22 protein-coding genes, 2 tRNA genes and 1 other RNA gene are annotated in these 21,833 nt (G+C 69.0%); 14 read left to right on the top strand and 11 right to left on the bottom strand.

Annotation, left to right across the window (positions count from 1 at the left end; translation table 11 throughout):
• Positions 1–78: 78 nt before the first annotated feature.
• From ABZ664_RS31280 to upp, 5 genes are all read right to left on the bottom strand, one after another.
• Positions 79–780 carry a FadR/GntR family transcriptional regulator gene (locus ABZ664_RS31280; RefSeq protein ID WP_362517702.1) on the bottom strand — a complete coding sequence of 234 codons (702 nt, stop codon included), beginning with the start codon at positions 778–780 and terminating at the stop codon, positions 79–81.
• A 108-nt stretch (positions 781–888) separates the two neighbouring features.
• Positions 889–2,250 carry a helix-turn-helix transcriptional regulator gene (locus ABZ664_RS31275; protein ID WP_362517699.1) on the bottom strand — a complete coding sequence of 454 codons (1,362 nt, stop codon included), beginning with the start codon at positions 2,248–2,250 and terminating at the stop codon, positions 889–891.
• A gap of 129 nt (positions 2,251–2,379) precedes the next feature.
• Complete coding sequence (locus tag ABZ664_RS31270) at positions 2,380–2,910, bottom strand: PH domain-containing protein (protein WP_362517696.1); 531 nt, start codon at positions 2,908–2,910, stop codon at positions 2,380–2,382.
• 335 nt (positions 2,911–3,245) lie between these two features.
• A complete protein-coding gene (locus ABZ664_RS31265; protein WP_350941801.1) occupies positions 3,246–3,476 on the bottom strand; it encodes a hypothetical protein in 231 nt (76 codons plus the stop codon).
• 209 nt (positions 3,477–3,685) lie between these two features.
• A complete protein-coding gene (gene upp, locus ABZ664_RS31260; protein ID WP_350943520.1) occupies positions 3,686–4,324 on the bottom strand; it encodes a uracil phosphoribosyltransferase in 639 nt (212 codons plus the stop codon).
• A 176-nt stretch (positions 4,325–4,500) separates the two neighbouring features.
• Here upp and ABZ664_RS31255 point away from each other — a divergent pair, with 176 nt between their 5' ends.
• The 4 genes from ABZ664_RS31255 to ABZ664_RS31240 all read left to right on the top strand — a co-directional run bounded on the left by ABZ664_RS31255 (position 4,501) and on the right by ABZ664_RS31240 (position 6,269).
• Positions 4,501–5,010: a tRNA adenosine deaminase-associated protein gene (locus tag ABZ664_RS31255; protein WP_362517691.1), complete on the top strand. Its 510-nt coding sequence runs from the start codon at positions 4,501–4,503 to the stop codon at positions 5,008–5,010.
• A 16-nt stretch (positions 5,011–5,026) separates the two neighbouring features.
• On the top strand, positions 5,027–5,515 hold the full coding sequence (locus tag ABZ664_RS31250; protein ID WP_362517688.1) for a tRNA adenosine deaminase-associated protein: 489 nt from the start codon (positions 5,027–5,029) through the stop codon (positions 5,513–5,515).
• A 160-nt stretch (positions 5,516–5,675) separates the two neighbouring features.
• Entirely contained in the window at positions 5,676–6,155 is a 480-nt protein-coding gene (gene tadA / locus ABZ664_RS31245; protein ID WP_362517685.1) for a tRNA adenosine(34) deaminase TadA, read from the top strand.
• Between the two features lie 24 nt (positions 6,156–6,179).
• Positions 6,180–6,269: transfer RNA gene (locus ABZ664_RS31240), tRNA-Ser, on the top strand.
• Between the two features lie 54 nt (positions 6,270–6,323).
• Here the strand turns inward: ABZ664_RS31240 and ABZ664_RS31235 are convergent.
• The 3 genes from ABZ664_RS31235 to ABZ664_RS31225 form a co-directional block, all read right to left on the bottom strand.
• Positions 6,324–6,626 carry a type II toxin-antitoxin system VapB family antitoxin gene (locus tag ABZ664_RS31235; protein ID WP_329087971.1) on the bottom strand — a complete coding sequence of 101 codons (303 nt, stop codon included), beginning with the start codon at positions 6,624–6,626 and terminating at the stop codon, positions 6,324–6,326.
• Between the two features lie 70 nt (positions 6,627–6,696).
• Positions 6,697–7,563, bottom strand: a complete 867-nt coding sequence (locus ABZ664_RS31230; RefSeq protein WP_362517681.1) for a neutral zinc metallopeptidase — start codon at positions 7,561–7,563, stop codon at positions 6,697–6,699.
• A gap of 176 nt (positions 7,564–7,739) precedes the next feature.
• A tRNA-Ser gene (locus tag ABZ664_RS31225) sits at positions 7,740–7,828 on the bottom strand.
• Between the two features lie 83 nt (positions 7,829–7,911).
• Here ABZ664_RS31225 and ffs point away from each other — a divergent pair.
• Together ffs and ABZ664_RS31215 are read left to right on the top strand one after the other, a co-directional pair.
• Positions 7,912–8,007, top strand: an RNA gene (ffs, locus tag ABZ664_RS31220) — signal recognition particle sRNA small type.
• Between the two features lie 29 nt (positions 8,008–8,036).
• On the top strand, positions 8,037–10,265 hold the full coding sequence (locus ABZ664_RS31215; protein ID WP_362517678.1) for a DNA polymerase III subunit gamma and tau: 2,229 nt from the start codon (positions 8,037–8,039) through the stop codon (positions 10,263–10,265).
• Between the two features lie 189 nt (positions 10,266–10,454).
• On the opposite strand, the gene ABZ664_RS31210 is transcribed toward ABZ664_RS31215, so the two are convergent.
• Positions 10,455–11,936 carry a GAF domain-containing protein gene (locus ABZ664_RS31210; RefSeq protein WP_362517675.1) on the bottom strand — a complete coding sequence of 494 codons (1,482 nt, stop codon included), beginning with the start codon at positions 11,934–11,936 and terminating at the stop codon, positions 10,455–10,457.
• Between the two features lie 329 nt (positions 11,937–12,265).
• Here ABZ664_RS31210 and ABZ664_RS31205 point away from each other — a divergent pair, with 329 nt between their 5' ends.
• From ABZ664_RS31205 to ABZ664_RS31185, 5 genes are all read left to right on the top strand, one after another.
• On the top strand, positions 12,266–12,619 hold the full coding sequence (locus ABZ664_RS31205) for a YbaB/EbfC family nucleoid-associated protein (protein WP_329087916.1): 354 nt from the start codon (positions 12,266–12,268) through the stop codon (positions 12,617–12,619).
• A 2-nt stretch (positions 12,620–12,621) separates the two neighbouring features.
• Positions 12,622–13,221 (top strand): recombination mediator RecR, encoded by a 600-nt coding sequence (recR, locus tag ABZ664_RS31200; RefSeq protein WP_362517671.1) that lies wholly within the window; start codon positions 12,622–12,624, stop codon positions 13,219–13,221.
• Positions 13,214–13,747: a DUF5063 domain-containing protein gene (locus tag ABZ664_RS31195; protein WP_350941788.1), complete on the top strand. Its 534-nt coding sequence runs from the start codon at positions 13,214–13,216 to the stop codon at positions 13,745–13,747. The genes recR and ABZ664_RS31195 overlap by 8 nt, the downstream gene beginning before the upstream one ends.
• Before the next feature lie 90 nt (positions 13,748–13,837).
• Positions 13,838–15,112, top strand: coding sequence for an aspartate kinase (locus ABZ664_RS31190; RefSeq protein ID WP_362517667.1), 1,275 nt, complete (start codon positions 13,838–13,840; stop codon positions 15,110–15,112).
• Positions 15,109–16,176 carry an aspartate-semialdehyde dehydrogenase gene (locus ABZ664_RS31185; RefSeq protein ID WP_362517663.1) on the top strand — a complete coding sequence of 356 codons (1,068 nt, stop codon included), beginning with the start codon at positions 15,109–15,111 and terminating at the stop codon, positions 16,174–16,176. The genes ABZ664_RS31190 and ABZ664_RS31185 overlap by 4 nt, the downstream gene beginning before the upstream one ends.
• Positions 16,177–16,541: 365 nt before the next feature.
• Here ABZ664_RS31185 and ABZ664_RS31180 read toward each other — a convergent pair whose 3' ends face one another.
• Positions 16,542–17,588: a hypothetical protein gene (locus ABZ664_RS31180; protein ID WP_362517660.1), complete on the bottom strand. Its 1,047-nt coding sequence runs from the start codon at positions 17,586–17,588 to the stop codon at positions 16,542–16,544.
• 408 nt (positions 17,589–17,996) lie between these two features.
• Here ABZ664_RS31180 and ABZ664_RS31175 point away from each other — a divergent pair, with 408 nt between their 5' ends.
• Together ABZ664_RS31175 and ABZ664_RS31170 are read left to right on the top strand one after the other, a co-directional pair.
• Positions 17,997–18,671, top strand: coding sequence for a TetR family transcriptional regulator (locus ABZ664_RS31175; RefSeq protein ID WP_362517657.1), 675 nt, complete (start codon positions 17,997–17,999; stop codon positions 18,669–18,671).
• Between the two features lie 110 nt (positions 18,672–18,781).
• Positions 18,782–19,549: a hypothetical protein gene (locus tag ABZ664_RS31170; protein WP_362517654.1), complete on the top strand. Its 768-nt coding sequence runs from the start codon at positions 18,782–18,784 to the stop codon at positions 19,547–19,549.
• Positions 19,550–19,846: 297 nt separating this feature from the next.
• Here the strand turns inward: ABZ664_RS31170 and ABZ664_RS31165 are convergent, their stop codons facing one another.
• Positions 19,847–20,092: a hypothetical protein gene (locus ABZ664_RS31165; protein WP_362517651.1), complete on the bottom strand. Its 246-nt coding sequence runs from the start codon at positions 20,090–20,092 to the stop codon at positions 19,847–19,849.
• 772 nt (positions 20,093–20,864) lie between these two features.
• Between ABZ664_RS31165 and ABZ664_RS31160 the strand changes: the two genes are divergently transcribed.
• Positions 20,865–21,833 (top strand): LLM class F420-dependent oxidoreductase, encoded by a 969-nt coding sequence (locus ABZ664_RS31160; RefSeq protein ID WP_362517648.1) that lies wholly within the window; start codon positions 20,865–20,867, stop codon positions 21,831–21,833.

Raw genomic sequence — 21,833 nt, 5'->3', positions numbered from 1 at the left:
TTGAGATCGACCTCGCGGCCCGGACCCCCCCCCCCCGCGGGCGCCCCCCCCCGCGACATGAGAGGGAGAGACGGATGTTCAGAGAGGGAGTTCCTGCTCCTCCGTCAGGGCGATCAGGATGTGCTCCATGCACGCGTGGCCCGCGCGCTCGGCTGCGGCGGCGTCACCGACGGCGATGGCGCGGGCGATCGCCTCGTGCGGAATGTACGTGCTGTTCAGGGTGCTGTTCAGCGAGGTTCCCGCGGCGGTGATGCTGGCACGCAGCGCCGCAGAGAAATCCTCGTAGAGATCGATCAGCACCAGATTGTGGGTGGCGCGGACGACCGCCATGTGGAAGGCGAGGTCGGCCTCGACGAACGCGTCGGGCTCTCCCAGCTCCCAGGCCCGCTCCCGCTCGGCCAGCGCCGCCTCGATACCGGCGATATCGGCGTCGGTGCGCCTGGTGGCGGCCAGCCTGGCGGCCTCCACCTCCAGCGCGCGTCGCACCTCCAGGATTTCGAGCTGCTCGGCGGTGCGCAGCCGCCGCAGCATGGCCCCGGAGAGCTCGCTCGTGGCACGGACGTACGTCCCGTCGCCCTGGCGACACTCCAGCAGGCCGGCGTGTGTGAGTGCGCGCACCGCCTCGCGCACGGTGTTGCGCCCGACGCCCAGTTGCTCGGCGAGCACGGTCTCGGTAGGAATCTTCGCGTGCATCTGCCAGGAGTTAGAAGTGATCTGCTCCTTGAGTTGATCGATCACTTGGTCGACGAGGGATGCTCGCTGCGCCGTACGCAGACTCACCGTCTGCCTCCTCCGGAGAAACCAATCATCCTACGAATCAATGACTGGTAGACCCTAGTTATTCCGGAGGCGCAAAAACAAATCTGGAACTTCAGAAGCGAGAACGTCTTAACGGACCAGAGCCGAATCGACCGTCACGCCCACCATCGCATCGCGCACTCCGGCAGCCTCAAGAGCCTTACGATACGCACCGGTCTGCTCTTCGACCACACCGGCCTGACCGTACAGGTCGCCTAGGTCACGCCAGACCCGTGCGGCCTCCCGGCCGGGAACGGAGAACTCGTGCCGGATGTCGCTCAGCGACAGCTTCGCGGTGTCCAGGGCCATCGTGGCCTCGACATGGTGGCCCCGAGAGAGCGCGGCGCGGGCGAGAACCAGCTGCGCGGTCGCCCCGATGGGACCCGCCTGACCGTCCAGCAGGTCCAGAGCGGTCCTGGCCAGGGTGGCCGCGCCTCGGGCGTCGTCGACCCCCAGGTGGACGTGGGCGCGTACGACAAGGCTCCTGGCGTATTCCTGGGCGTGCTCGGGGAATACGGCGAAGACATCACTCGCGGCGGTCGCGAGCTCGCGGGCCTCGTCGAGCGGCTCGTCACCGGTGGAGGCGGCGAGACGCGCCCAGCCCATCGCGACGAGGGCGAGCTGCGAGGCCATCCGCGCCGGGCGTCCGGTCGCGATCGCGTCGTCGGCGAGACGGACGGCGAGCGCCGAGTCCTCACCGTCGGCGGCGGTGACGCTCGCCCGCCAGAGGGCGTGGATCTCCGCGGTGCGGTTGACCACGGCGGGGACACCGTTGACCGAGAGGATGTTCCGGACGTAGGACATGCCCGGCAAGTCGGCCCCTCGGGTGCCGGTGATCTCCATCAGGGAGACGGCCAGCTCCACGGCGATCTCCCCCTGTGACAGGGGCAGCCGGTTGACCTCGCCGAGCGCGTGGGCGGCGAGGTCGCGGGCGCGAAGGGTGTCTCCGGCGAGGAAGTAGCAGCGGCTCAGCGCGACCGCCAGCGGCAGGTCGGCCAGGCGCTCGGGGTGGGTGGCCGCCTCGTGCCGGAGCCGCTCGAACGCCTTCACCGCCGGGCCGAGCTCGCCCTGGACCTCCAGCGCGCGTGCGCGGCCGAACCGCGCGTGCGCGGCCAGCATGACGTTCTCCTCGCCGGCGACCTTCACGATCTCGCCGAAGCGATCCGCCGCGACGGACGGGTCGCCGTGGAGGAGCTCCAGCTCCGCGTGGCGCAGGCCGAGTTCGGTGTCGATGCGTTGCCGCGGCTCGATCCCGTGCAGCAGGAACTCGGTGGTGCATCCCAGTCGCTCGGCGAGCAGACGGGCGACCACGGGGGTCGGCGTCCGCTTGCCGGACTCGATGAGGGAGACATAACTGTCGGAAAGGTCCGGCCCTGCGAGCTGGGCCTGGGACATGCGCCTGCTCAGGCGCAGTCCGCGGACGCGGTCACCGATGGTTCCCTGACTCGGCATCTGATCTCTCAGGGCGAAGGATGGTCAATGTTCCTCGCCATGATTGCATGAAGCGGCCGAATCAGGTAACCCCGAGTGAAAAATCCTCACCGGAAAGTGTCAACGGCTTCTGTGCCCTTGACATGGACGTTAGTCGTCCGAGTCGTTCCCTCCGGGGAAGAGCATCTGGCAGACCTCCAGATAGAGGGTCTCCGGGTAGGGGATGTAGTTGACTCTCGACAGCGCCTGGTCCTGACCTGCCGATTCCAGGACGAACTCGCCGTATCCCAGCATTCGGCCGAGAATCGAGCGCTGGAAGCTCATGTCGGTGACCTTGCCGAGCGGCATCATGTCGACCTTGCGGGTGATCAGCCCGGTGGTTAGCAGCATCCGCTTGGAGGTGACGACGAAGTAGTCGACGGACCACTCGGCGACCTTCCAGACGAAGCGGATCAGCAGCAGCAGCCAGGCCCACCAGACGACGACGAGCATGCCGCCCCCGCCCTGGTCACCGAACCACTTGCTCAGCAGTCCCGCGAGGATCAGGCCGCCGAAGACCTCGGCGACCGCGCGAAGCAGCACGGCCGGGTGGCGCCGCACCATGATGACCTGGTGTTCGTGGGGGAGTAAGTAGCGGTTGACCGACGAGGGGGCGGAATCCCCGTGGGTCACGAGCCTCATGACAGATGTGAGACGAATTGGGCCAGAGAATCGGCCGCCGTGTAAACCGTGTCCATGGCACCCTTCACAGCACTGGCCGCGTCACCTGGTCGTGTGAACAGGTAAAACGCCACAAATCCAATGGAACCGTACGTTAGGACCTTCTTGACCTGCACCTTGGCCTCCTACTACCGCTCACCCACTGCACCCGCATATACATTACCCAGGGCCATGCCGAGGTAAAGCGCATCGGCCGATATCGGTCGATGCGGTCTTGTGTGCGTCGCGAGGATCCCCTCAGAGGTCCTCGCGGAGCACTTGCCGTCCGACGCACCCGCCATCCCCTGTCGCCCGTGTCACCCGCGCTCACTCGCGACCAGCGCGAGGACCTCAAGGTGCTTGCGGGCGATCCGTTCGACCAGCGCCGGATGGGCGTGACCGACGACCTCCAGCGCTCCGTAGTGGGCCGCCTCTATGCAGCGGGTCACCGTGGCCGCCGGATGGATCTCCGAGAACTCGTCCCTGAGCGCGGCGCTGAAGTCCGCGTACGGGTCCGGCTCGGTGTCCGGGATGATTCGCTCGCTCATGGTTCTCCCTGGTGTGCGCCCGCGGCCTCGGCGGACCGGGGACACAGAAGAGATATCTTCGCCACGCTTCGTACCCGGACAACCGCATTATGTAACGGCCGGTGGGTAGAAGAACCATCCTTTAAGGGAAAAGGATGGTGCTGGAATTGCCGGGGCGGTTCCCGGAGCGTTCTGGCGGGCGCCGTACGGGGAGCGCGGGCGGGGTGTTTTCAGACGACGCCGTAGAGACGGTCTCCCGCGTCGCCCAGGCCGGGCACGATGTAGCCGTGCTCGTTCAGCCGCTCGTCCAGGGCCGCCGTCACCAGGCGAATCGGCCTGCCGGTGCCGGCGAAGACCTCGTCGAGATGAGCGATCCCCTCGGGCGCGGCGAGCAGGCACAGCGCGGTCACGTCGTCGGCGCCGCGGTCGAAGAGGAACTTGATCGCGGCGGCGAGGGTGCCACCGGTGGCCAGCATCGGGTCGACCACGTAGACCTGGCGGCCCGAGAGGTCGTCGGGCAGGCGGGTGGCGTAGGTCTCCGCCTCCAGCGTGGACTCGTTGCGGATCATCCCGAGGAAACCCACCTCGGCCGTCGGCAGCAGCCGGGTCATCCCCTCCAGCATTCCCAGCCCCGCGCGCAGGATCGGCACCACCAGCGGGTACGGGTGCGCGAGCCGCACACCCTCGGCGGGGGCCACGGGGGTTTCCACCGACCACTCGGTGACGCGGACCTGCCTGGTCGCCTCGTAGGCCAGCAGGGTCACCAGTTCGTCGGCGAGACGCCGGAAGGTGGGGGAGTCGGTGTTCACATCCCGCAGCGCGGTCAGCTTGTGGGCCACCAGGGGATGGTCGACGACCAGGGTTTCCATGGTGGCCAAAGGTATCCTGGGCCGGCGGGCGGCGATGAGCCGGGGGACGACGGGTCACTCGTCAGACATCACCCGCTCACTCGGATTTGATCACAATTTGGTCGGAGAGGCCCACGTGGGTGCTTCGCTTCTGAAAGCATTGACCTCCGTAGAGAAAGCATTCGGTGGGGATGGCCATGTCAGACGAAGACTCACTGGACTTTGCCATCGTGATCTACCGCGAGGACGATCGCTGGGAGGCGGAGATGCTCCCGGTGGCGCTCACCTCCGACCTTGAGGGCCTCATCCACGCCCTGCGCCAGCAGCCGAGTACGAACGGCACGATTGGCCTTGTCGCCGTTGGGGATGAGTTCTTCGTGGCGCTACGGGTGTTCGGCGAGAGAGTCGAGGTGTTCCTCTCCGACATCGCCGCGTCCTGGGATTTCCCGCTCGCGCAGCAGGCGCTGGAATACCTGGACGTGCCGGTTCCCGACGAGGACGAGCTCGACGCGATCCTCCAGGACGAGGAGACGGCGCTCCCCGCGGGAGACCTGTCCATCTTCGCGGACCTGGGCCTCGACGAGATGGAGCTCGGCATCCTGTCAGGGGATATCGACCTCCTCCCCGAGGACGTCCTGTCAAGCATCGCCGCGCGGCTGGGGTTCTCCGAGCCGTTCGAACGCGCCATCGACTCTGTGTTCGGCTGACCTCGGGAGATCGGCCATGCCCTCCAGACCATCCAGCAGTGTGTTCTCCGCCGCCTTCGTCCGTACGGCGGACGGTTGGAACGGTGCGGAGATCGACCTCGGCGAGGCGGAGATCGTCGACGATCTCGGCGACGCCGTCCAGGAGCACCTGGGACTCACCGGTGACGAGCTCGCCCTGCTGTGCGTGGAGGTGGAGGACGAGTGGTTCGCGATCGTTCGATACCAGGGCGACCTGGAGCCGCGCACCTTCCTGTCCGACGCTCACGCGGGTCTCTCCGACGACCTGGGGGAGCTCTTCACCGAGCTCGCCGGGGTGGCGGTGGACAAGGACACCCCCGACCTGGGCGTGCGGCCCGCGGGTGACTTCGAGCTGCTGGAAGACCTCGGGCTGAGCTCCGAGGAGCTCGTCGAGCTCAGCATGGAGGAGGGCGCGCTCCCCGCGGACACGCTCTCGGTGATCGCCGAACGGCTGGCGTTCGCCGACGAGCTCGACCGGCTGCGGTGACGGGGCGCCCTGCCCGGCTCGGTGCCCACGAGCGCGCTGTGACCGATGCGGACCCGCGCCTCACGGGTACGGCTTCGGGGACACCGGCCTGGCGCGGGCGTGCGATGACCGATCAGGCGCGGGCGGGCATACGCGTCGATTCGACGCCGGGGGACGCGTGATGACCGGCCTGACACCGGTGGGCTACGTCCCGGAGATGAGGCTCGCGCTGGCGGAGGCGACCGAAGCCGGAGCCCGCGGAGACGTGCCGGTCGGCGCGGTCGTCCTCGGCCCTGACGGCTCCGTGCTGGCACGCGCGGGAAACGACAGGGAGGTCTCGGTCGACCCCACCGCGCACGCCGAGATGCTCGCCCTGCGGCAGGCGGGGAAGGCACGCGGACAGTGGCGGCTGAGCGGCTGCACGCTGGTGGTCACCCTGGAACCCTGCACCATGTGCGCGGGGGCCGCCGTGCTCGCCCGGGTCGATCGGGTCGTCTACGGCGCCACGGACCCCAAGGGCGGCGCCGCGGGGTCGCTCTGGGACGTGCTCAGGGACCGCCGCCTGAACCACCGGCCAGAGGTGCTCGGCGGAATTCTGGCCGACGAATGCGCGGCGGTTCTCACCGAGTTCTTCACCGCTCGCCGGATGCGCGAGCAATAGCGGTTATCCGGTAAGCTGCTCCGCGGTGGAGTCGCCTAGTGGCCGAGGGCGCACGCCTCGAAAGCGTGTGATGGGGCAACCTATCCGTGGGTTCAAATCCCACCTCCACCGCCACAGAAAAAGCCCCCGGGTCGCGTGAGCGACCCGGGGGCTTTTCGCATGTCTCGATCAGCTCTCGGCGGGCAGGTCCAGGACCCGTGCGTGCAGGACCGAACGCTGGTGCAGGGCCGAACGCAGCGCCCGGTGCAGGCCGTCCTCCAGATAGAGGTCGCCGCGCCACTGGACCACGTGCGGGAACAGATCTCCGTAGAACGTGGAGTCCTTGGCGAGCAGGGAGTGGAGGTCGAGCACCGCTTTCGTGGTGATCAGGGTGTCGAGCCGGACCTGCCGCGGCGGTATCTGCGCCCACTCGCGATGCGAGAGGCCGTGTTCTGGATAGGGCCGTTCGTCGCCGACCAACTTGAAGATCACAGTATGTAGTTTAGGAGAGAATCCCGCCCTCCGCCGGGCGGGTTCCCATCGTCGCAGCTCACAGGCCTTTTTAGATGCTGCCGGCGAAGGTGTCGCACCTGGCCGGGTCGCCGCTCTCGTAACCGGTGGTGAACCACTTGACACGCTGCGCTGATGTCCCGTGGGTGAAGCCCTCGGGGTTGACCCGCCCCTGGGTCCGCTCCTGGATGCTGTCGTCACCCACGGCCGAGGCCGCGCTGAGCGCCTCCTCGATGTCCGTCTTCGTGAACGGCTTCTCGAACAGGCCGGTCTCGTACGCGTTCTTGGCCCAGGCGCCCGAGTAGCAGTCGGCCTGCAACTCCAGCCGGACCGAGCCGCTCTCCGGGCCCTGCTGCGGGCCCTGCTGGGCCTTGGCGTTGGTGCCGAGGAGGTTCTGGACGTGGTGACCGTACTCGTGACCGATGACGTACGCCTGGGCGAAGGGGCCGCCCTTGGCGCCGAACTTGCTCTCCAGCTCCTTGAAGAAGCTGAGGTCCAGGTAGACCTGGCGGTCGGCCGGGCAGTAGAACGGGCCCACTGAGGAGTCGGCGGCACCGCACTCCGTGTCGACCTGGCCGGAGAACATGACGGTCTTGGCCGGCTCGTACCCCTGGACCGCCTTCGGCCAGTAGTCCTGGATGCTGTTGACCACGCCGACCACCCGGCACTCCTCGTTCTGGTCGGCGTCCTGCCCGGTCCTGCACTGGGCGGTGAGGTCGGAGCCCGTGCCCACCGGGGCCGGTTGGGAGGAGCCACCGGTGATGTCACCGGGGTTTATCCCGAAGATCAGGGCCACGATGAGCGCGATGATTCCCGCCGCGCCGCCGCCGATCGCGATACCACCCCCGGGAATCCTCCCCCCGCCGCCACGGCTCTCGACCTGAGAGCTGTCCAGCTGGGCGTCATCCTTGAAATCCATCGCCCGACGTCCCTTCGATCCGCTTGGGGCGCTTCCCCTGCCCTGGGAGTGTCCCAACATGCCGGCGGGTGCACGGGAGGTGATGGCTTATTGCGTTACATGCCCATTTATCGGAGCAAATCCGGAAGGGAAAGCCACAAGGGCCGGACCGCGGGTGCGGTCCGGCCCTCGTGAGGTGGCGGAGGATAGGAGATTCGAACTCCTGAGGGGTTGCCCCCAACACGCTTTCCAAGCGTGCGCCCTAGGCCAACTAGGCGAATCCTCCGTGGAGAAGCTTACCCAACTTTCCGAGTGGCAGGGACCACTGATTTCCGACACCGACCACTCGGATCTGAGGCTAGACTGAGGGTCGACCCCTCGCGCGGCGTCATCCTGTGAACCTCCCCAGGGCCGGAAGGCAGCAAGGATAAGCGGGCTCTGGCGGGTGTGCGAGGGGTCTCTTCGTTGAGACCCCTCGCAGGTGGGATCGCCGCATGAGTCTTGCGCTGTACCGCAAGTACCGGCCCGGGACCTTCGCCGAGGTCAAGGGTCAGGAGCACGTCACCGACCCGTTGCGTCAGGCACTGCGCAGCGGGCGCATCAACCACGCCTACCTGTTCAGCGGGCCCAGGGGATGCGGCAAGACGTCCAGCGCGCGCATCCTGGCCCGCTCCCTGAACTGTGAGAAGGGCCCGACCCCCGACCCGTGCGGGGAGTGCGAGTCCTGCGTGGCGCTGGCGCCCACCGGCCCCGGCCACCTCGACGTCATCGAGATCGACGCCGCCTCGCACGGTGGTGTGGACGACGCCCGCGACCTGCGCGAGCGGGCCTTCTTCGCGCCGGTGTCCTCGCGCTTCAAGATCTACATCATCGACGAGGCGCACATGGTGACCCGCGAGGGTTTCAACGCGCTGCTCAAGCTCGTCGAGGAGCCTCCCCCGCACCTGAAGTTCGTCTTCGCGACCACCGAGCCGGAGAAGGTCATCGGGACGATCAAGTCCCGGACCCACCACTACCCGTTCCGGCTGATCCCCCCGGCCGCGCTGCGCGCGCTCATGGAGGAGATCCTCACCTCGGAGAAAGTTCCGTTCGAGCCCGCCGCGCTCCCGCTGGTGGTGAGGGCCGGTGCGGGTTCGGCCCGGGACTCGCTCTCGATCCTCGACCAGCTGTTCGCCGGGTCGGACGAGGCCGGCATCACGTACGCCCGCGCGGTCTCCCTCCTCGGCTACACCGACGGCGACCTGCTCGACGACGTGGTCGCGGCCTTCGCCGGTCGTGACGGCGCGCAGGTGTTCCAGGTGGTGAACCGGGTGATCGAGGGCGGCCACGACCCCCGGCGGTTCGCGATGGACCTGCTGGAGCGCTTCCGTGACCTGGTGATCCTCGCGAATGTGCCGGAGGCGGCCACCAGCGGGCTGCTCGACCGGCCAGGCGACGAGTTGGAACGGCTCCAGGTCCAGGCGGCCTCCATGGGTCCGGCGGAGCTGACCCGCGCGGCGGAGATCCTCAACGCCGGCCTGATCGAGATGCGTGGGGCGGCCTCGCCACGGCTGCTGCTCGAACTCATGTGCGCGAGAATCCTCCTTCCCGGCGCGGCCCAGGGGGAGGCCGCGCTGCTCACCCGCCTGGAGCGGCTGGAGAAGGGAGGAGTCGTCGCGGCTCCCGCCCCGGTCTCCCTCCCGCAGCGAGATCCCGCACCGGTGATTCACCCGGCGCCTCCTTCGCGGACGGAGACGCCCGCCGGTGCGCCCCCCGCCGCAGCCGGGTCCGCTGGACAGGGCGACGACTGGCCCGCGGCGGCCAGGCCCGGCGCGCCGGCCCAGGGACAGCAGGGGCGGCAGGGGCAGGCTCAGACGCCCGTCCAGCAGGCTCCCGAGGCCGCGGGCGCCTTCGTGCCGGCCGATCAGGCGACGGCGTCCGCCTCGGAGGTGGGAGCCGGAACCGGAACCGTACAGCAGGCCTGGCCGCAGGTGCTCGCGGCGCTCAAGCGGCGCAGCATCGTCGTGTGGGCCAACGTCAACACCAACGCCCAGGTCGTCGGGGTCGAAGGGAAGATCGTCACCCTCGGGTTCGCCCAGGTCGGTGCGATGAAGAACTTCACCGGTGGCGGCAAGGACGCGGTCGTCGCGGCGGTGCTGCAGGAGGTGCTGGGCGGCACCTGGAAGGTCGAGGCCGTCGTCGGCAACGGGCCCCCTCCCTCCGGCGGGAGCCGCCCTCCGGCCCCGAGGCACCCCCCGGCCCCCCAGCACCCCGGACCCCAGGCCAACCAGACCTCCCAGAATCAGGCCCCCCAAAGCCAGGCAGCACGGTCGCAGCAGGCGCCCGCACGCCAGGCGCCCGCCTCCGGGCCGTCACCGGCGGTCTCGCGAGAGGCTCCGTCAGGGCAGGCCCCGCCCGCGACGGACGAGTCCTGGCCGGACGCCCCCATGCCGGAGGACCCCGGCTCACCTCCCCCGCCCAACTCCATGTCGAGCCCCGGTCTGGCCGCGGCCCGTTCCGCGGCGAAGGCGGCGGCCCAGGCCGGCCCAAGGGCCAAGACCGGCGCCAAGGCGGCGGCCTGGCCTGACGCGGTGCCTCCCCGGGGCAATCGCGGCACCGCACCCGACGCCGACGAGGTCGACCCGCTCAACGACGCGGACGCCGACGTCGACGCGCTCAGCGGCATGGCCCTCCTCCAGCGCGAGCTGGGCGGCCAGGTGATCGGCGAGATCGACCACACCTGACGGCGTCGGCACCGTCCGAAGGGGACCGCCGTACGGGGGCGTCACCCGACGACGCCCTGTCCGACCGCTGTCGGCACTCTCGCGCACCCCTCTGCGAAGCGGGATCACTCTCCCGGCCCCTGTGCGGAGCGGGAGCGGCCGCGCCCGGTGGGGGTTCCCGGGCGAGGCGGATCACCGGGCACGGTGGGCTCAGGGCAGGTCGACGTCGCCGAGACGAATCCGGGCGGCGACCGCGCGGTGGTCGTGGCGGGGCAGCGCGACGACGAGGCGTTCGAGGATCTGGATGTCGTTCCTGCCGTGCTCGGTCTCCGCGTAGGCCCACAGGTCCTCGGGTCCTCCCCGCCGCAGCAGGCGGGCCCGTACCTGCCCCTCCAACTCCTCCCGTTCGAGGCGCAGGGCGGGTGCCTCGGAGCGGGGCAGCAGGGGGCCGCGGTAGGCGCGGGCGACCGGAGCGGCCTCGTCGGCCGCGAGCAGCCGCTTGAGCTCCAGGAAGTCGGCCTCCAGCGCGCAGGTGAGGCGGTACGGCTTGGCGGCGATCGTACGGCCGAGCCGGGCGCGGAGCCGGTGGATCTCGGCGCGGACGGTCACCGGGTTGCCCGCGTCGCCGTACAGGTGGAAGGAGAGCTGGGCGGCGGTCATGCCCTGGGGGTTGAGGGCGAGCATCGTGAGGATCTCGGCGTGGCGCAGGGAGAGTGACAGGCGGGTCCCTTCGAGGTGCGCCGTGGGGTGTTCCGCACCGAGGAAGGACAGGGTGAGCACGGGGCCCCTGATCGGGCCGGAGAGGCGGAGCAGGAAGCCGTCGCCGCCCAGACCCTCCAGGAAGGCGCTCCGTCCGTCGGGCAGGATCACCCGGTCGCCCGTCTCCGGCAGGCGTACGCGGGCACCCCACTGGCGCGCGTCGTCACCGGCGATGATCCGCCCGGTCGCGGTGACCAGGGCGCCCGGTTCGCCGCGCAGCGTGCCCAGGTGCCGCTCGTGACGGCGTCTGAGCCGCTCGTCGCGTTCGAGCATGCGCAGGGTGAGGTGGTTCTCGGCCAGTCGCGCCGCGGCCTCGACGAGGGCGACGCTCGCCGGGTGCATGGCGCGGGTCGTGCCGCTGACGTCGACGCAGCCCAGCAGGTCGCCGCTGTCGGGGTCGACGATCGGCGCGGCGGAGCACGACCAGAAATGGAGCGCCCTGACCAGGTGCTCGGCGGAGAAGACGTGCAGGGGCCGTCGGGTGGCGAGCGCGGTGCCCAGGCCGTTGGTCCCGATCGCGCCCTCGCTCCAGTCGAATCCGTCGGCCAGCCCCACCTCGTCGGCGCTGTCCATCGTCCGGCGGTTGCCGTCGCGCCAGAGCACCCTGCCGAGGGCGTCGGTGACGAGCAGGATCTGGTCGTCCGCGTCGACGACCTCCAGGAGGGTCCCGGTGATGATCGGCAGAATTCCGCTCATCGGGTGCGCCGAGCGGACCTCGCGGAGGTCCTCGCCGTCGAAGGCGATGGGGGCCGACCCGGTGTCGGGGTCGACACCGGCGTCCAGCGATCGCCGCCACGAGGCGGAGATCACGCTTCTGGGTCCCTCGCCCGTCGGCCGCTCGCCCCCGATCAGGGTCTCGTGCAGGCGCCGTAGCCGTGACGAGTAGGAGGCGAGGTCGGCCGTCTGGACGGCTCCACGGTGGCCGTCGCGCACATATCCCCCCGGAGTAGAGCCGATGGCCGAAGCATCGGTGGTCGGGCCTCCGCTCGCAACCCGTTCGGCCAAAGAGGGTGTGCGGAGGGTGAGTGAACGATCGCAACGTGTGTGCAACCTTCGGAGGGTTACCTTCCGAGCACACGACGCCGTGTGCGGCCGCTCCGGCGCGTGTCGCGTCGGGTCTCGGACGTCTGGAGGGGGGACCGAGGCCCGACGGGGGGTTTAATCCCCATCCAGGGGGAACGCGTGCTCGGTCGAGTACAACACCCGGCCCGGACCCCGTAGGCTCGTGACGACCGATGTCACGGACGAGGAGCACAACGACGGTGAACCCAGGGGATGTCAACCTGCAGCAGCTGCTGGAGCAGGCACAGCTCATGCAGCAGCAGCTTGTGAGCGCCCAGCAGGAGCTGAACGACGCGGAAGTCGAGGGCTCCGCGGGCGGCGGACTTGTCGTGGCCACGGTCAACGGCGGGGGCGAGCTGCTCGAACTCAAGATCAGTCCTGAGGCCGTGGATCCCGGTGATCCCCAGGAGACGGCCGACACCATCGCCGACCTGGTCATCGCGGCCATTCGCGACGCCGTGCGCGCCGCCGCCGACCTGCAGCAGGAGAAGCTCGGTCCCCTCGCCCAGGGGCTGGGCGGCGGGGGCGGGCTCGGCCAGCTTCCCGGGTTCTAGGCATGTACGAAGGGGTCGTCCAGAATCTGATCGACGAGCTGGGCATGCTTCCAGGGGTCGGTCCCAAGAGCGCGCAGCGCATCGCGTTCCACCTGCTGGCCGCGGAGCCCGCCGACGTGAAGCGGCTCGCCCACGCCCTGCTGGAGGTCAAGGAGAAGGTCCGCTTCTGCCGGGTCTGCGGCAACGTGGCCGCGGAGGAGGAGTGCCGGATCTGCCGCGACACCAGGCGCGATCTTCACGTGATCTGCGTCGTCGAGGAGTCGAAGGACGTCGTGGCCATCGAGAAGACCCGCGAGTTCCGGGGTCGCTACCACGTGCTCGGCGGGGCGATCAGCCCGATCGACGGCGTCGGCCCCGACGACCTGAACATCAGAGAGCTCATGGCCCGCCTGGCGGACGGCCAGGTCACCGAGCTGATCCTCGCCACCGACCCCAACCTTGAGGGGGAGGCGACGGCGACCTATCTCGCCCGTCTGGTCAAGCCGATGGGATTGAAAGTGACACGACTGGCCAGCGGTCTGCCGGTAGGCGGTGACCTTGAGTACGCGGACGAGGTCACCTTGGGCCGCGCGTTCGAAGGAAGAAGGCTCCTTGATGTCTGACGATGCGTGGAGCGCTCTCGCGGAACGGATCGCGGAGCACGCGAAGAACTACATCGACGGCCTGACCCGTCTGGCGGGCGGGGAGGGCGGCGACGCCATTCTGCCGCTGCTGCTGGTGGAGGTCGCGCAGGTCAGCTCGGCCGGCGCGCAGCTCGGCGCGAGCCAGGACGTGATCCTGTCGGGCAACTGGGAGCCGCACCTGGGTGAGGACCCGGACGTCGACGTCGTCCGTACGGCCCTCGCCGAGAGGCTGAAGCCGGTGGACGACTACGCCGAGGTCTTCGATCCCTACAAGGACACCGTGGTCACCCCGTACCGACTGTCGGACGACCTGACGGCGGTGGCCGCCGACCTCCTGCATGGTTTGCGGCATCACAGGGCGGGGCGTCCTCTTGAGGCGCTCTGGTGGTGGCAGTACTCCTATTTCAACACCTGGGGCAACCACGCCGGAGCGGCGATGCGGGCACTTCAGGCGCTTGTCGCCCACACGCGGCTCGATGTCGCGGAGGAGCGCACAACGGTGTGATCGTCCACATGCTGGGTTGACCCGAGGGTCTCAGCGAGGGCGCCAGTAGACTGTGAGCTCCACAGCCCTAGATTGCTTCGGAGACATCTCGTGGCGCTCGTTGTTCAGAAGTATGGTGGTTCGTCCGTCGCCGACGCGTCCTGCATCAAGCGGGTCGCGCAGCGGATCGTCGCGACGAAAAAAGCCGGCAACGACGTCGTGGTGATCGTTTCGGCGATGGGTGACACGACGGACGAACTGCTCGACCTCGCCCAGCAGGTCTCGCCGCTTCCACCGGGCCGCGAGCTCGACATGCTGCTCACCTCGGGTGAGCGCATCTCGATGGCGCTGCTGGCGATGGCGATCGCCAACCTGGGCCAGGAGGCGCGCTCGTTCACCGGGTCCCAGGCCGGGGTGATCACCGACTCCTCGCACGGTCGCGCGCGCATCATCGACGTGACGCCCGGCCGGATCCGCGAGGCGCTCGACAACGGCCAGATCGCGATCGTGGCCGGTTTCCAGGGGGTCTCGCAGGACACCAAGGACATCACCACGCTCGGCAGGGGCGGTTCCGACACCACGGCGGTCGCGCTCGCCGCCGCGCTGAGCGCCGACGTGTGCGAGATCTACACCGACGTGGACGGCGTCTTCACCGCCGACCCCCGCATCGTCTCCGCCGCCCGCAAGATCCCCAGGATCTCGTACGACGAGATGATGGAGATGGCGGCGTGCGGTGCGAAGATCCTGCACCTGCGCTGTGTCGAGTACGCTCGCCGCTTCAGCCTGCCGATCCACGTCAGAAGTTCGTTCAGCACCAAGGAAGGCACGTGGGTCGTCTCCGACCCCGACAGTGAAGGAACAGAGATGGAGCAGCCGATCATCTCCGGCGTCGCGCACGACCGGAGCGAGGCCAAGATCACGGTTGTCGGGGTGCCCGACAAGGTCGGTGAGGCTGCGACGATTTTCAAAACGCTCGCCGACGCCGAGATCAACATCGACATGATCGTGCAGAACGTGTCGGCGGCGACGACCGGCCGGACGGACATCTCCTTCACGCTGCCCACGAGTGACGCCTCGGCCGCGCTCACCGCGCTGAAGAAGATCCAGGAGCGCATCGGCTTCGAGTCGCTGCTCTTCGACGACCAGATCGGCAAGATCTCGCTGATCGGGGCGGGCATGCGCTCGCATCCCGGCGTCACCGCGACGTTCTTCGCGGCCCTCGCCGACGCGGGGGTGAACATCGAGATGATCTCCACCTCGGAGATCCGTATCTCGGTGATCGTCGGGCAGGACGAGGTGGACACGGCGGTCAGCGCCGCGCACCGCGCGTTCGATCTCGATGTGGACCAGGTTGAAGCCGTGATCTACGGAGGTAGCGGGCGATGAGCCGCAAGCCCACTCTCGCCCTGATCGGGGCGACCGGTGCCGTCGGCACCGTCATGCGTGACATCATCTCCGGCCGCGAGGACGTCTACGGCGAGATCAAGCTCGTCGCGTCCGCCCGCTCGGCCGGCAAGGTCCTGCGGGTCCGCGACGAGGACCTCGTCGTCCAGGAGCTGGCCCCCGAGGTCTTCGACGGCGTCGACATCGCGATCTTCGACGTGCCGGACGAGGTCTCCGCGACCTGGGTGCCGATCGCCGCCGAGCGCGGGGCCGTCGTCATCGACAAGTCGGGCACCTTCCGGATGAACCCCGAGGTCCCGCTGGTCGTGCCGGAGGTCAACCCCGAGGCCGCGCGGGAGCGGCCGCTGGGGATCATCTCCACCCCCAACTGCACGACCCTGTCGATGATGGCCGCGATGGGCGCCCTGCACGAGGAGTACGGCCTGCGGGCGCTGGTGGTCGCCTCCTACCAGGCGGTCTCCGGTGCGGGGGTGGCGGGCTCGGCCCGCCTCTACGACGAGATCGAGGCCCTCGCGGGTGACCGTACGATCGGGCAGGCCGCCGGTGACGTGCGCAAGGCCCTGCAGAACAAGCTCGGGGACGAGGAGTCGCCGTTCCCGGCGCCGGTGGCGTTCAACGTCGTGCCGTGGGCGGGTTCGCTCAAGGACGGCGGCTGGGCCTCCGAGGAGATCAAGCTCCGCAACGAGTCACGGAAGATCCTTGGGATCGACGACCTGAAGGTTTCCGCGACCTGCGTCCGTGTCCCGGTGATCACCACCCACTCGCTCGCCGTGCACGCGACGTTCGAGCGTGAGATCACCGTCGCCGACGCCCACCGGATCCTTGAGGCCGCCCCGACCGTGGTCGTCATGGACGACCCGGCCAACGGCGTCTTCCCGACCCCCGCGGAGGTCGTCGGCACCGACCCCACCTACGTGGGCCGGATCCGCCAGGCGCTCGACTTCCCCAACACGCTCGACCTGTTCGTCTGCGGCGACAACCTCCGCAAGGGCGCCGCCCTGAACGCGGCGGAGATCGCCGAGTTGGTCGCGGCCGAGTTCGCGTAGTTTCTCCCTGGCCGTACCGCGGCATGACGTCCTGCGACGTCATGCCGCGGTACGGCCTTCGCGGTCCCGGAGGCTCGGACATCGGAGGGCTCGGACCTCGGGCGACGGGATCCCGCACGGCGGTGAGCCGTCGGTGATCCTTCGAGGACCGGTGGAGGCCGCGTGGTCGTGAGATCGGTGGGATGCGTACGGTCGCGGATCGAGGACCGGTGGGATCCGTGCCGGTGGGATCCGTGTGATCGTGGGATCCCCCAGGTCGGCGGAAGTCAGGAGCGGCGGTAGCCCGGTCAGCGGAAGCGGAAGCCCGCGTCGCCGGCGGGGCTCCGGTACCAGGTCTGCCCGATCAGCTGACCCGGTGGCTTCCATTAGCGGAAGAGGATGTCCCAGTGGTCCGCCTCGCGGGCGAAGAGGGGCCCCGAGGTCGCCGACTGGCCGTACAGGCGGGCTCCGTCACCTCGCACGCCCTGTAGTGGGTAGTTCTTCGTGATGTAGCGGTTTATGCACGCATTGGGCTTTATGTCGAGCTTGTAGCCCTCGTAGTGGCTGTAGGGGCCGGGGGCGTGGCCCACCTCGGTGCCACCGGTGACGACGAGAGGGCAACCGCTGCGACGCTTCAGCTCGATGGCGCTGGAGACGGTCGCGGATCGTACGGCCTCCAGCGAGGTGCAGTGCGGTCCGTTGCGGTTCGCGCACTTACCCGAGGAGAACCAGGTCAGGCCCGCTTCCCGTAGGAGCCGCTTGGCGTCCGTCTGCTGGAGCCGCATGGGTTGCTGGGCCTTTTGCGCCTGTTGCCCCTGGGCGGGGCGGGTCTCGGACGGCTTTTCGAGGACGGCGGAGGCCTGCTCCTCCGAGGTGGCCGCGACCGGGGCCCGCGCGCTTCCCTGGGCCTCGACCGCGGTCTTTCCTCCGCTCCGGAGGGTGGCTTCCTCGGTTCGGGGGGTCGTCTGTCTCCCGACCGCGCCTGTCAGGGCGGCGGTGCGTGTTCGTGCGGTGGTCTCGGAGGTTGGAGAGGTCGCCTGTTCATGGTGTTTGGTCGCCAGGGCGGCGGTGCGCGTTCGTGCGGTGGTTCCGGAGGGCCGGGACGGTGCGTCCGCGGGAGTGACCTCCTCGGGCCAGAGGGGGGCCGTGGGCTCCCGGCCGCGCTGGACGGCGGCCGAATGACACAGTTCCCGGAGGTAGCGCCGGGAGGTTTCCAGGGTGGTGATGTCGTACACTCCGATGATCGTGGACCGGCGTACCTCCGCCGGGCCGGCCGCGACGGGCCGGCTCACGATCGCCGCGTCGGCCGACGCGTTCCCGCTCTCCGCGGTCGCGCTGTGGTGCGGGGCCGATGCGATGAAAGATAGCTGCAGAGCGAGCAGTGCTCCGGTGGTGAACCGGGCAGCCCGCTGTCTACAGGGACATGTCCCCATTTATGTATCCCTTGTCGCGGGAGCCCTTCCGCCAAAAGGATCAATCCCACCCCCGAACCCGGATGATCCCTTACGAAGAGTGATTTTTGCCCGGTAGTGGGAATGATCGGGCAGCTCGATGACCTGCTGAGACGGCGTTTTCGGCGATAAATGACATATCCGTATTTGTCGTGAATAGCGCCACTATCACGCCCTTGGCGGGGGCGTGCCGGACGGGGACGGGGTGGCGCGACGGCGAGAGTGACGGAGCAATCACGGATATGAGTGGCGGGGGCAATGTGGCGCGCTTAGGGTCGTTCATTGGGCTCATCCCCGGCGGTGCGGGACGGATGATCTAGGGTTCGTCCAGTGGAGAAAGACCGGATGAGCCCGTTCTCCCAGCTCCAATCGATAGGTGACGAGCGCCCTATGACCGAGCCGACCCCGAGAACCCGTGGATCGGACAGGACCCGTGAGGTCATCGTGGAGACGGCCCTGCGGCTTTTTCGCGAGCGTGGATACGAGGCGACCACCATGCGGGCCATCGCCGCCGAGGCCGGGGTCTCGGTGGGCAACGCCTACTACTACTTCGCCTCGAAGGAGATCCTGGTCCAGGCGTACTACGACCGGGCCCAGACCGAGCACGAGGCCGCGTGCGAGAAACTGCTGGCCACCGAGCACCGGTTCGCCGCGCGGCTGGCGGGGGTGTTGCGGGAGTGGGTACGGGTGTCCGAGCCGTACCACGAGTTCGCGGTGAAGTTCTTCAAGCACGCGGCCGAGCCGAACAACCCGCTCAACCCGTTCAGCGCCGAGTCCTCACCCTCCCGGGACGCGTCGATCGCGATCTATCGGCGGGTCGTGGAAGGGTCCTCCGACCGGATGGACAGCGAACTGCGGGCCGAGCTTCCCGAGTTGCTCTGGCTGATGTCGATGGGCGTCGTCCTGTTCTGGGTGCACGACGAGTCGGAGGGGTGCCGACGGACACACCGGCTCATCGAGCTCACCGTCCCGCTGGTGGACCGCCTGGTGGGGCTCTCGCACCTGCCCGGACTGCGCGGGGTCGCCCGTGACTTCATCGCGGGGGTTCACGAACTTCGCGAATGAATCCAGCGAAACTCCACAGAGCTCCATGGAACTCCACAGAACTCCATGAACAACGGTATCGATCCGATTACCCTGAGTAGCTTATTCGATGACCGCTTCAAGGGAGTCTCATGGGCTGGGTAGCCGTGCTGGTGGTGGTGTCCGTCGCGATCGCGCTGATCGCGTTCCGGGTCCTCAGGAGGAAGGGGTACGACGACGGCGAGCACGGCGCGTCGTCCGTCGACTTCTCCGCCAACCTCGCCCTCGCCGTCTACCTGCTGGTGCTGGCCTACGCCGCGGTCCTGTGCAGGGACGCGCTCTCGGTGTCCGAGGCCGACGTCCAGGCCGAGGCCGAGAGCCTCACCGAGATGTACTGGTCGGTGGCGCCCATCCCCGAGGCGGCACCCGTCCGTTCCCAGATCCGGCAGTACACCGCGCAGAGCATCGACCTCGACTGGCCGCTCATGGCCGACAGCGAGATGTCCCCGATCCCCGGGCAGACCCTCGCGGACATGCGGGCCACAGTGCTCAGGCTCCGCCCGATCGGCGACGAGAGCAAGAACCTCCAGCAGGACACGCTCGACCGGATCTCCGAGGTCTCCCACGCCCGCGTGATACGGAGTGACGACGCGAGAGCCAGTCTGGAGAGCATCTTCGTGATCTCGATGATCCTCTCCGGTCTCCTGGTGATCGCGCTGCCCTGGACCCTCGGGGCGCGGCCCACGACCTCGTCGATCATCGCCGACCTGGTCCGGGTGGCCGTGGTCGTCATCGGCGTGTGCTTCATCATCCTGATCAGCCACCCGTTCAGCGGGCTCGGTGCCGTCGACCCCGACGCGTTCAAGAGCGCGCAGCGACAGTACGACCAGATCGACGGCCACTTCCCCGCGCAGCCGTAGCCTTCTTCGTTCTCGTCGCAGGTCCGGTCGTAGGCCGTTGCCCGGTCCGGTCGCTGCTCGGTGCGGACCCGGCCTGGTGCGGACCCGGCCTGGTGTGGACGTGGCGCTGATGACGGCGCGGAAGCCCGCCGGCGAATCTCTCGTCGGCGGGCTTCGCCGTGTGTGGGCGCCCTACCTCAGGCGGACGCCGGGGACGCCGGGTGGATCTTTCGTCGGCGGGCTTCGCCATGGGTGCGGGCACCACCTCACGCGGGGCGCGTGAATCTTCCATCGGTGGGTTTCGCCCTGTAGGCCCGGCTACCGGCCGGGCTGCCCGCCACCCCTGCGGTTGAGTGCGGTGACCGCGCTGACCGAGATCACCCCGGTGAACATCACCAGGAGGACCAGCTTCCTGTCGGTCCCCCTGCGCCGCTCGGCGTAGCGATCGAGCACCAGTCGTTGCCGCTGGAGGGGAGACGTAACAGGGGGCGCCGCCCTGGGGCGAGGGGTGCGGCTCGGCGTCGGTGTGACGACCGTCTCGGGGACGGAGACGGGCCGCGGCATGGGGGGCGGCGAGGGCTCGGAGACGGGTGAGGAGGACGGGGTGGGGGTCGGCCGCTCCGGCGTGGGCTCCGGTGTCGGTTCGGGTGTCGGTTCGGGCTCCTGCTCGGGCGCTGGTTTCGGCTCCGGCTCGGGTTTCGGCTTGGCCGGGATGTCCGCCGGGTAATCCGACTTCGGCTCCCACCAGTGCCACCAGTGCCACCAGGGAGGTTCCCTGAGGTCGGGCCTCGGCGGTGGTGGCGCGGTCGGATAGTCCGGTTCGGGCTTCAGCGCGGGGTGTGGGGCGGTCGAGCGTCCGGTGTCCGGCTGCAGCCGACGGTCGGGGCCGGATGGAAGGCCGGAAGGGAGGGGGGGCGGGGAGGACGGCCCTGGCTTGGGGAGCGGCGGTCGGCCGGAGGCCGGGCTCAGGGCCGCGTGCGACACCCGGAGATGCGGGGCGTCTCGTGGGACGGGCGATCCCGCACCACCCTTCGCCCAGCTGGGATGCGTCCCGGTCAGAACGGGAATCGTCATGCAGGTCGCGAGGGCCGCCACCTTGAGCAGGCCCCGGCACCGGCTCCTCCGCCAATGTTTTGTCACCCAAAGTTTCTAACATCATACGGAAAGTGATGTGGTGTTAAGTGGCCGGTCGACGTGGATCATTCTTTTGGTCACATACCGTCTGGTTGGTACGGTCGAGGCCATTGACGGCACCCGGATCGGGCCGGATTCTCCATCGGAATATCGTTTCGAGGGAGGGTTCCCGGCCGCGATCGCAGAACACGGAGGCGGCACGATGACCACAGGCCCACGCTGGGGTATGACGATTCCCTTCTACGACCGTTCGCTCGCCGCTTCCAAGGACCTGATCGCCGAGCTTCCCGGACTCGGCTATACCGACGCCTGGTCCGCCGAGGTCAACGGTGTCGACGGCTTCGTACCCCTCGCGATGGCCTCGGAGTGGGCCCCGGGGATGCGGCTCGGCAGCGCGATCGTCCCGGTCTCCACCCGAGGGCCCGGCCTGCTCGCCATGTCCGCCGCCACACTCGCCGACCTCGCCCCCGAACGCTTCGTCCTGGGCATCGGGGCCTCCTCGCCGGCCATCGTGGAACGCTGGAACGCCGGGGAGTTCGTCAAGCCGTTCGCCAGGACCAGAGACACCCTGCGCTTCCTGCGTGGAGCCCTCGCGGGCGAGAAGATCAGCGAGCGGTACGAGACGTTCGAGGTCAAGGGCTTCAAGCTGGAGCGCGCCCCCAAGATCCCGCCGAAGATCGTGCTCGCCGCGCTCCGCCCCCGCATGCTGCGCCTGGCCGCCGAGGAGGCCGACGGCGCGATCACCAACTGGCTCTCGCCGGAGGACGTGCGGAAGGTGAGGGCCGAGGTCGGCCCGGAGACCGAGTTGATCGCCCGGCTGTTCGTGTGCGTCGGCGAGGACGCGGAGAAGGCGCGCGAGCTCGGGCGCTGGATGCTCGCGAGCTATTTGACCGTTCCGGTCTACGCCGCCTTCCACGACTGGCTGGGGCGCGGCGAGGTGCTGCGGCCGATGCACGAGGCCTGGGCGGCCGGAGACCGGCAGGCGGCGCTCAAGGCCATCCCCGACGAGGTCGTGGACGATCTCATCGTGCACGGCGACGCCGCCACATGCCGGAGCAGGATCCGGGAGTATGTGCGCAACGGCCTGGACACCCCGATCCTCGCCCCCATCCCAGGGGGCGGGGTCCCGATCGACCAGGCCGTACGAGATCTGGCCCCCGTCGAGGAGTGA

The organism is Streptosporangium sp. NPDC006930, from assembly GCF_040635605.1.
Taxonomy (GTDB): Bacteria; Actinomycetota; Actinomycetes; order Streptosporangiales; family Streptosporangiaceae; genus Streptosporangium.
This window is presented reverse-complemented; position numbering and strand designations above follow the sequence as displayed.